This is a genomic window from Veillonella denticariosi JCM 15641, from assembly GCF_002959855.1.
Lineage (GTDB): Bacteria > Bacillota > Negativicutes > Veillonellales > Veillonellaceae > Veillonella > Veillonella denticariosi.
The window spans coordinates 589,616-600,371 of record NZ_PPDB01000003.1 but is presented as its reverse complement, the minus strand read 5'-3'; the positions used below and the strand labels follow the sequence as shown (position 1 = coordinate 600,371).

2 protein-coding genes and 1 rRNA gene are annotated in these 10,756 nt (G+C 41.2%); all 3 read right to left on the bottom strand.

Going from position 1 to position 10,756, the window contains the following annotated elements:
* Positions 1–80: ribosomal RNA gene (locus VEHSUH05_RS05050) — 16S ribosomal RNA — on the bottom strand; the annotation flags it as partial.
* A 511-nt stretch (positions 81–591) separates the two neighbouring features.
* Entirely contained in the window at positions 592–1,344 is a 753-nt protein-coding gene (locus VEHSUH05_RS05045) for a hypothetical protein (RefSeq protein WP_054674848.1), read from the bottom strand.
* Between the two features lie 91 nt (positions 1,345–1,435).
* Positions 1,436–10,735 (bottom strand): ESPR-type extended signal peptide-containing protein, encoded by a 9,300-nt coding sequence (locus tag VEHSUH05_RS05040; protein ID WP_105090922.1) that lies wholly within the window; start codon positions 10,733–10,735, stop codon positions 1,436–1,438.
* Positions 10,736–10,756 lie beyond the last annotated feature (21 nt).

Here is a 10,756-nt window from a genome sequence, read left to right as displayed (position 1 = left end):
TCCGTCGCTCTTCGTTCGACTTGCATGTGTTAAGCACGCCGCCAGCGTTCGTCCTGAGCCAGGATCAAACTCTCCAAGATATCTTGAAGCTATTTGAATAGCTCATTTGTTTTGTTGTCGTTACATTTAAGTAACTTTGAATTATGGTTGGTTTTGACATTGTCAAAACCCGCACTCTGGCATATGTTCAATCGTTTTGATTGATTACCTATCATTGTTCAGTTTTCAAAGATCTGCGTCCCCCTCAAAGGGACTGCTTAAATATAATATCATTTCCACATACTCATGTCAACAGAATTTCTCTCAATTTCACCTTATTTTTTAAGAACTTTTACACCCTATCTTTTACTTATTTTAATAAACTATTTTTACCGAATTTCACGCAAACAAAAGAGGCCGCAACAGAACACATTTCTGCATTCTGTTACAGCCTCTCTCCTATATGACAGTGCGTCAATAGAATCCCTTATTAGCATTTTATTATATAATTAAAAACTATTATATTGTAAATAACTCGATAGATTACAAAAACAGCATAATCTATATAAGAAAAGAACTATCCATATAACAAATTAATTATATATGTGCGAATTAATTATTTTCTTCTTGAATCGCTTCACGAAGATTGATTTCATGCATATCTCTGGCAGAAGGTTCTTCTGCAGACATATTTCTTACAGTTTGTTTTGTAGCAAACCAAACCGCTTCGTTCATGTAATGACGCAATTCTTCATTCGATACATGCTCTTGATCCTGAGCCATGATATCGAGCATAGCATCTTCCAATGCCTGTGCTTCTTCATCAGTCAAAGGACCGCCAACGGCCTTTTGTTTTTGAAGCAATTCATTCATGCGGTCAACCATGCTGCGCAATACGTTATAGCCATAGCTGTTCGTGAAACCTTTTTCCTCATCATATTTAGGGAATGTGTAATAGCTATACTCATTTTTATTGCGGTTTTCAGCATTCCAGTTCAACGCAGTCTCTTGGCCATGTACATAGCCTAAAGAATGTTTACGGAAATAATCAGCATAATTATGCTTATCTTTAGAGTGCAACCATTTAGATTCTTCTTTAGTCAACTCTTGATGATTATTCTTTTTACTTTCAGCTAGAGCAATGTGTTTTTCCGCATTTTCCCATGCTTTCACAAATTCGTGGATACCTTGTACAGCCTGAGGGCTGGCCACAGGGATCAATACGACGGAACCTTGTGTAGGCATTTTAGTCGGATTTGGTAAAAGCAATGCATCATCATATGTAGCAGGCGCCGCATTAACTTGCAATGCGCCACTGCCGAATAATACTGCCGCTGTGAAAGCAAGCAAAGTGGATTTTTTCATTATCTATTCCTCTTTTCTATCAACGAATTAATCGGGTGGGAGGACTCCCCCGGAAGGGAATCCTCAGCCCGTAATGATCAGAATGAACGTATTATAAACCTAGTCTTGCCATCATTGCAGCAATATTAGCTTTCATTTGTTCATTTTCAGCTTTCAAGTCAGCTACTTCACCTTTTAATCCTTGATTTTCAGCTTTCATTGCAGCAAGTTCACGTTGCATTGCATATGTGGAACTGATAGGTCCTTTGCGATAACGATCTGCAGTTTGTGCTTCGCCATCCTTGTTGCCTACTTTCCAGGTTACACCGGCATTCGCCATCATATGGCTGTCGCCGCCTGCCCAAGCCAAACCGGCATGTAACATCATGGATTCATTTTTGTAATGAGCCACGCCTAATGCCAATGCGGAGTCGCCATGGTAGTTACCATAACCCGCCATGATTTGAGTAGGTTCATAAGGATCATAAGCCATAGGTTTCAACGCGGATAACGCGGAGGACATAGCACCAACTTGACGAACTTCGCTAACAACATTGTTCATACTGTTAGCTACACGGTAAAGTTGGGAACCGTTAACTGCATCAGTGGAACTGGAACTAACTTCACCAGGAGCCACGTTGGTAATCTTATTACCGCCGTTGTTCAAACCGGAGCTTGTTAAGGATACGCTGCTACCACCATTATTCTTAATCGTGATACCGTTACCGTCCTGTACGGTTGTATGACCGGAATTATCCGTAGTTGTAATGGAGTTGATACCGGTAATATCTTTCGCCAAACGAACATTCAAGCTGCCGTTATTGTCGGAAACAACACCGATATTGTTTGCAGTGGAAAGTTTGCTTTGGTCTGTAATACCACCTTTGATGGTCACTTTTTGACCTAAGTCACGATGGAATTCACCGGTGTCGCCTGCGAAGTCCAAACCGGCTTTCTTAACACCGTCAATACTGTTCTTCAAGTCGCCGATGTTTGCACCGTTTGTCAAGCTGCCGCTATTATCAGCGATATTGTTGATATTTTCGCCTGCTGCAAAGCCGCTTGCCATATTAACAACTTGATTACCGCCATTGTTCAAGCCTTTTGCCGTTAAGGATACGGCATTACCGGATGCAGGAGTAATAGTAACGCCGTCGCTAGTAACACTTGTAGTTTTGTTATCTTTACCGGCAACTGTTACACCTTTACCATTAGTTACAGTTGTATTACCGTCATTATCCTTAGTTGTTACACTCTTAAGGTTCAAGTCATCCTTGATATCTACAGTATATGTTTTAGACTTGTCTGCATTAACCGTAGTTTCTACAGTTGTATTGCCGCTATCGCCGGCTTTCACCGTCGTAGTTGCTGCCGCCATGCTGCTCTTCAACTGTTGAACGTTAACTGCATCAGTATCATTTACACCAGCTGCCACGTTAGTGATTTTTTGGTTATTTGCGTTTAAGCCTTCGTTGGAGATATATGTCTTACCGCCTACGGACACGCCTTTATTATCAAGAACAACTTGTTTGCTTGGGTCGGAACCAACAGTTACGGAATCAAGACCTTTAAGGTTCTTAGCGAGTTTAACATTCATAGTACCATTTTCGGATACTACACCGATGTTGCCATCTGTAAGTTTGGACTTATCAGTTACGCCGCCTTTAATATCCAATGTTTGACCGAGGTCTTTATGGATAGCATCGCCGGAGTCGCCCTTGAAGTTCAAGCCCTTCTTAGTCAAGTCTTCAGTGTTCTTATCAATTTTGTTGTCTACAACTTTCAATTGATCTTCTGTTGCAGCTTGACCGTTAGTGATCTTGTTAGGATCCCAAGTTCTGTTAGTCAAATCGTTAACAGTACCGGAACCGCCGTTGATAGTCACCTTACCGGAGTTGATAGTGCCGTTTGTACCATTGATATTTACAGCATTAGCACCTTCACCGGCTCTAATGATACCTTTCGTACCGTCGAAATGAACCGATGTACTACCGGAACCCAATGTTACAGTATCTCTCAAGCCTACAGTGTATGTCTTAGCGTTTGTAATCTTATCAATTTCTTCCTGAACATCGATATTCTTACCGGCTTTCACCTTAGTATCAGACGCAGCTTTCACTTCGTTCAATTGTTTAAGGTTAACAGCATCGCTATCTTCTGTACCGGCTTTAACGTTTTTGATTTGTGTATTGTTAGCATTGAAGCCGTCTTTAGTAACGAATGTATTGCCGCCGATTGTCAAACCGTTATTATTGATAGTCGTAGCACCTGTCGTTACGCTGTTCAAACCTGTCAAATCTTTAGCAAGTTTAACATTCATAACACCGTCTTCGGATACTACACCGATGTTATTATCTGAAAGTTTGGATTTATCAGTTACGCCACCTTTAACATCCAATGTTTGACCGAGGTCTTTATGGATAGCTTCGCCGGAATCGCCTTTGAAGTTCAAGCCCTTCTTAGTCAAATCTTCAGTGTTCTTATCGATTTTGCTATCTACAACTTTCAATTGATCTTCTGTTGCAGCTTGACCGGAAACGATATTTCCAGGAGTCCAGGTCTTATTAGTCAAGTTGTTTACAGTACCGTTAGCACCGTTAACTAAAACTTTACCGGAAGTAATATTACCTGTTGCACCGTCAACCGCCACTTTACCGGCATTGATTGTACCATTTACGCCATTGATAGTTACAGCATTAGTGCCGTTGCCGGCTTTCACAATACCTTTTGTACCGTCGATGTTAACAGCTGTGTTACCGGAGCCCAAAGTTACAGTGTCTTTCAACGCAACTTTGTAAGTCTTGGCTTTTGTAACAGGATCTTCTGTCTTATCAACATTGATGTTTTCGCTGCCTTCTACTGTCGTGTTAGATGCATTTTTAACTTCGTTCAATTGGTTCAAGTTAACTGCATCATTGCCGTCAGTACCGGCTTTTACGTTTTTGATTTGTGTATCGTTAGCATTGAAACCGTCTTTAGTGACAAATGTTTTGCCGCCGATTGTCAAACCGTTGTTGTTGATAGTCGTAGCACCTGTCGTTACGCTGTTCAAACCTGTCAAATCTTTAGCAAGTTTAACATTCATAACACCGTCTTCGGATACTACACCGATGTTATTATCTGAAAGTTTGGATTTATCAGTTACGCCACCTTTAACATCCAATGTTTGACCAAGGTCTTTATGGATAGCTTCGCCGGAATCACCTTTGAAGTTCAAGCCCTTCTTAGTCAAATCTTCAGTGTTCTTATCGATTTTGCTATCTACAACTTTCAATTGGTCTTCTGTTGCAGCTTGACCGTTAGTGATACTATCAGGATTCCAAGTTCTGTTAGTCAAATCGTTAACAGTACCTGTAGTACCGTTGATAGTCACTTTACCGGAATTGATAGTGCCGTTTGTACCATTGATAGTCACAGCATTAGCACCGTCACCGGCTTTCACGATACCTGTAGTACCGTTGATGTTGATTGCTTTGTCGCCGGAGCCTAAAGTTACTGTGTCTTTCAACGCAACTTTGTAAGTCTTAGCTTTTGTAGCAGGGTCTACAGTTTGATCAACATTGATGTTTTTGCTGCCTTCTACTGTCGTGTTAGATGCATTTTTAACTTCGTTCAATTGATTCAAGTTAACAGCATCATTGCCGTCAGTACCGGCTTTAACGTTTTTGATTTGCGTATCGTTAGCATTGAAACCGTCTTTAGTGACGAATGTCTTGCCGCCGATTGTCAAACCGTCGTTGTTAATAGTTGTAGCACCGGTTGTTACGCTTGTTAAGTCTTTCAATTCCTTAGCAAGTTTAACATTCAACTTACCGTTTTCAGATACCACACCGATGTTATTGTCGGACAATTTAGCTTTATCGGAAGTACCGCCTACAACGTCTAATGTTTCACCAAGATTTTTATGAATGCTTGTAGCATCATCACCTTTGAAGTTCAAACCCTTCTTAGTCAAATCGCTGCCGTTGTCAGTAATTTTCTTATCAACAACTTTCAATTGGTCTTCTGTTGCAGCTTGGCCGCTTGTGATGTTATTAGCATCCCAAGTGATGTTCGTCAAGTTGTTTACAGTACCTTTAGCACCGTTAACTAGAACTTTACCGGAAGTGATGTTACCTTTTGCACCGTCAATCGCTACGTTACCAGATTTAATTGTGCTGTCTGTACCGTTGATAGTCACTGCATTGTTGCCTTCGCCGGCTTTTACAATACCTTTTGTGCCGTCGATATTAACAGCAGTATTGCCGGAACCCAATGTTACTGTGTCCTGTAAACCAACTGTATACGTCTTAGCTTTAGTTTGAGGATCTTCGGAATCAGTCACATTGATGTTTTTGCCCGCTTTTACAACAGTTTTAGCTGCAGCCGCATTGTTGGATACTTCTTTCAACTGTTTAAGGTTAACTGCATCACTGTCTTCTGTACCGGCTTTCACGTTTTTGATTTGAGTATCGTTAGCATTGAAGCCATTGTTTGTAACAAATGTGTTACCGCCCACTGTCAAACCGTTGTTGTTGATAACCGTTTGACCTGTAGTTACGCTGTCCAAACCTTTAAGATCTTTCGCAAGTTTAACATTCATAACACCGTTGTTGTTAACTACGCCGATGTTATTTTCTGAAAGTTTAGATGCATCAGCTTGACCGCCAGTGATATTCAATGTTTGGCCAAGGTCTTTATGAATTGCAGTACCTGCATCACCTTGGAAGTTCAAGCCTTTTTCTACGATTTCAGTTTTTGTAGTATCAATTTTATTGTCTACTACTTTCAATTGATCTTCTGTAGCAGCTTGACCGTTAGTAATAGCTTTAGGGTTCCAAGTTCTGTTAGTCAATTCATTAACAGTACCCTTAGCACCGTTAACTACCACTTTACCGGCATTGATTGTACCGTTTGTACCGTTGATAGTCACAGCATTATCGCCAGTGCCGGCTTTCACGATACCTGTTGTACCGTCAAGATTGATCGCTTTGTCGCCGGAGCCCAAAGTTACAGTATCTTTCAAGCCTACAGTATATGTTTTAGCTTTAGTTACATTGTCGATGCTTTCATCAACTTTAATGTTTTTACCTTCAGCTACCTTCGTATTTGCTGCGGATGCACTGCTGGATACTTCTTTCAACTGTTTAAGGTTAACTGCATCGCTGTCATCTGTACCGGCTTTCACGTTTTTAATTTGCGTATCGTTAGCGTTGAAACCGTTATTTGTAACAAATGTTTTACCGCCAACTGTCAAACCGTCGTTGTTGATAACTGTTTGACCGGTAGTTACGCTATTCAAACCTTTAAGGTCTTTCGCCAAGCGAGCTTTCAAATCGTTGGAACCGTCGGATACAACACCGATATTGTCCTCTGCAGTCAATTTGGATGGATCCGTAATGCCACCTTTAACGTTTACCTGTTCACCAAGTTTTTTGTTGATTACGTTACCGGAGTCACCACCGAACTTCATGCCTTTATTGATCAATTCTTCTTTAGTCTTGAACAACTGGCTGCCGTTGATAGCGTCTTTGGAGGTAGCTGTTACAGCACCGTCTTTTACATTTGTAATTGTAGTACCGTCAGCGCCTTCCAATGTTACCTTGGTTTTATCAACAACACCGTTTTTGATGTCATATTTAACAGCACGATCTGTCAATTTATCTACGGAAGATTTGGATGCAATGTTATTGATTGTAACTTGCTCTTTAACGCCTGCATGGTTTTTATCCTCTACGGTCAAGGATACTTCACCATTGTCGTTTACCTTGTAGGAACCGTCAGCGCTGGAGTTTCTTACAAGACGATAGTCAGTTGCACTGCTACCTTGTTGAGTAATTTGTTCACTAACTTTTTTCAACTGATCTTCAGTCGCTGCACGACCGGATACGATAGATGTGGAATCCCAGTTCTTATTGCTCAAGTTAGTTACATAATTACCAGTTTCACTTGCATGTTTCGTATTTTGAACAGTTTGAGCGCCCATTACAACAGCACCAGCAGTCACTCTGCCTGCAATACCATCAAGAACTACTTGATTGTTACCGCTACCCAATGTCACTTTGTTGTTCAAACGAAGATCATATTTAGCGCCTTCAGTGCTTGTAGCAGGAGTTGTTGTCAATTTAAGGTTATCATCGGAAACAGTTACTTTTGAATGTTTGCCTGCTTCGATTTTTACATCATGTAATTGGCTACCATTTACAGCATCTGTAGAAGTAGAGGATACTTCGCCAGCTTTCAAGTTAGTAATTGTTGTGCCACCTTGGCCTTCCAAAGTAACCTTGTTTTTATTAACAGTTGCACCGTTAAGATCATATTTAACAGCACGTTCTGTCAATTTATCCAATTCAGTTTTGGATGCGATATTGTTGATTGTTACCGTATTAGCAGGGTTGTTAGGATGAGCTTCATCTTTAACTTTTAAATCAACCTTGTTGTTTTCTACAGAGTAAGAACCATCTGCAGAATTTGTATTGTTGATCAAGCGGTAATCTGTTTTAGCTGCATTAGTAGTCTTGATTTCATCAGACACTTTTTTCAACTGATCTTCAGTTGCTGCACGACCAGATGTGATTGTAGGGTTTTGAACATTCCATTCTTTATTGTCCAAACCAGTTACATAGTTTTTATTGTCGCTATGTTTACCTACACGAACAGAACCTGCAGTTACGCTGTTCAAACCTGTTAGGTCTTTTGCCAACTTAACATTAAGGTTACCGTCTTTAGCTACAACACCGATGTTGTTGTCAGATAAAGCACCTGTAGCGCCACCAGTAATACCTAAAGTATCGCCAAGTTGTTTATTGATTTTAACATTGTTATCGCCTTGGAAGCTCAAGCCTTTAGCGATTTTGTTAGTGTTATTTGTGATATTAGTAGTATTAATATCTTGTTGCTCTTTAGAAGCAAGGTTCGTCAACTTAACTTGTCTAGGGTTGGAACCATCCGCATCCGCAACAGTCAATGTCATGCTGCCGTCAGCAGCTACTTTATATTCGCCGTTGCTGCCTGCTGCAGGGTTTGCAATCAAGCGGTAGTCAGTTTTAGAAAGGCCGTTAGAGATCTTAGAGATATCAACATCGAATGTTTGATTATCATTACGTGTCAATGTCAATCTCTTACCGTCATTGGATACTGTACCAGATGTAACATAAGTATTTTTCAAACCTGTTACTTCAGCAGTCAAACCGTTTGTACCGGTCATGTTAATTTTGCCGTTACCGTTTGCTTCATAGCTAGCTGTACCGCGTTGCAAGTATTTATCGTATTTAGCCGCAATACGAGAGATATCACCGATATTAGCCGCATTTGTTAATGTATCGCCACCAGATTGTACATTAGTAATTTGATACCCACCAGCATTGATACCGTTTTTGCTCATAGATACGTTACCAGTTGTAACGGAGTTGAAGTTTGCATTATCAACTGTTGCAACCGTAACATTGTCTCCGGAGCCTTCTAATGCAATATTTTTACCAGCTTTAAAGTTCACTGTACGGTTTGGAGCTTTTACGTCTTTAACCTTTTGGCCATTAACTTGAAGTTCCCAACCGGAGTTTGCGGATTTAATAGCTTCATGAACGGTATTTTTACCTGTATCACCAATATTAGTCATGGTAATAGTACCGTTTTGGTCAACCTGAGCATTACCGCCTAAGATATTCTTAGTACTTTTAGCTACATTACCCACTGCATTAGCAACACCATATAATTGGCTGCCATTAATAGCATCTGTAGATTGTGCATTCACACGACCAGCAGCTACGTTAGTGATTGTACGTTTTGTAGAATTGTTACCAACGCTAACTGTGGAATCAGCAGTACCACCTGCATAGTTATATGTCAAACCATTAATCTTTTCACTAGCAGTGCTTACCGGAGCAGCTGTTACAGAATTAGCACCTAACGCAACGCCACGAACGTTATTTACTGTTGCTTTGCTACCGAGAGCTAAGCCTTCGTTTTCTTGTACGCTTGCTTCGCTACCGATTGCTACCGCATCAGTTACTTCTTTTTGAGCTTTAAGTTTAGTGATTAATTCAGGATTATCTTTATAAACACTACGATCACGTACACGTTCTAATGTACCAGCTTGAGCGCTTACGCCCAATGCGATAGAACGAGAACCAGTTGCTTGTGCATCATCACCGATAGCCACAACATTTTTCTTGTCCCCATCTTGAGTACTCAAAGCACTAGCTTCACGACCCATAGCAATAGAGCCGTAACCTTCAGAATGAGCATTGTTACCGATAGCTGTGGAACGTTCGCCTAAAGCCCATGCCGCATTACCTGCAGCCACAGAAGAACCACCCAATGCATATGTATCATTACCCAATGCCACGCCGGAACCGCCATGAGCACGTGCGGAGTTACCTACAGCAACGGAGTTATTCACTTTATAATTGGGATCATTTTCAATGCCGGATTCAGCATTATTACCGATAGCAATGCCTTCTAAGGCACGAGCCTTTGCATTATTACCAATAGCTACCGCATTATCGCGATAATGAGCCGCACTACTACCGATGGCTATACCTTGTAAACCTTGCGACATAGCAGAGCTACCGATAGCTATGCCTTTCACAAACGGCTCATTATTACGATTTGTCCCCGTCTCTACTCGAGCCTCATTTCCCATAGCGATACTATCATTCGCATTAGCATTAGCCTTTCGGCCAATAGCTAGTGAGTTTTCACCTGACGCATTAGATTCCTGTCCTAACGCGTTGGAATATCTACCGGAAACAGTATTTTTAAATCCGGCAGCCAAACCATGATCAGCGGTGATGGTATTTTGGGTACCAAAGGCACTGGAAAAGTCCGCCGGTTTTACCGGGATTTTATCCTCCACATCAGTCTCTTTATGAAAAGGATGTTTCCTAAATTCCCCAACTCTATTGTGGCTACCATATCCGCTTACTTGAGCTCCATATACAGCGTTATTATCCCCAAACGCCATAGCACGTCCGCCACCATCTGCGGTAGTAGCCGCTCTTCTCCCCGATTGATCAATAGATGTCAACGTTCCATATACATCATTACCTTCCCCGAATGCATCGGAATGTTTCCCATTCACATAGTTCTGATTACCGAAAGCACCGGAACTTCCATATTGACTGGCAACAATATTCTGTTGTCCTACAGCCACATTACCGGGTCCATCTATATATGTTTGCGACACCTCATTTTTATATGTCGGATTTTTCGATGAATCGGTAGAAACCCCTTCTATCCACCTTGGTCCCGCGCCCGAAACCAACCCGCTACCGCAGGTCAACACCATAGCCGCCAAACCGACTCTTACGGATGCTTTAGCGGAATTGCTAACAAAGCTTTTAGAGCCACGAGAATGACTCTTTGCGATTTCAGATACAACGACGTATGCGCCACGTACCTGACTCCAAATTACCCTATAAATACGATTCATTTAGTAGTACCTACCTTTCAC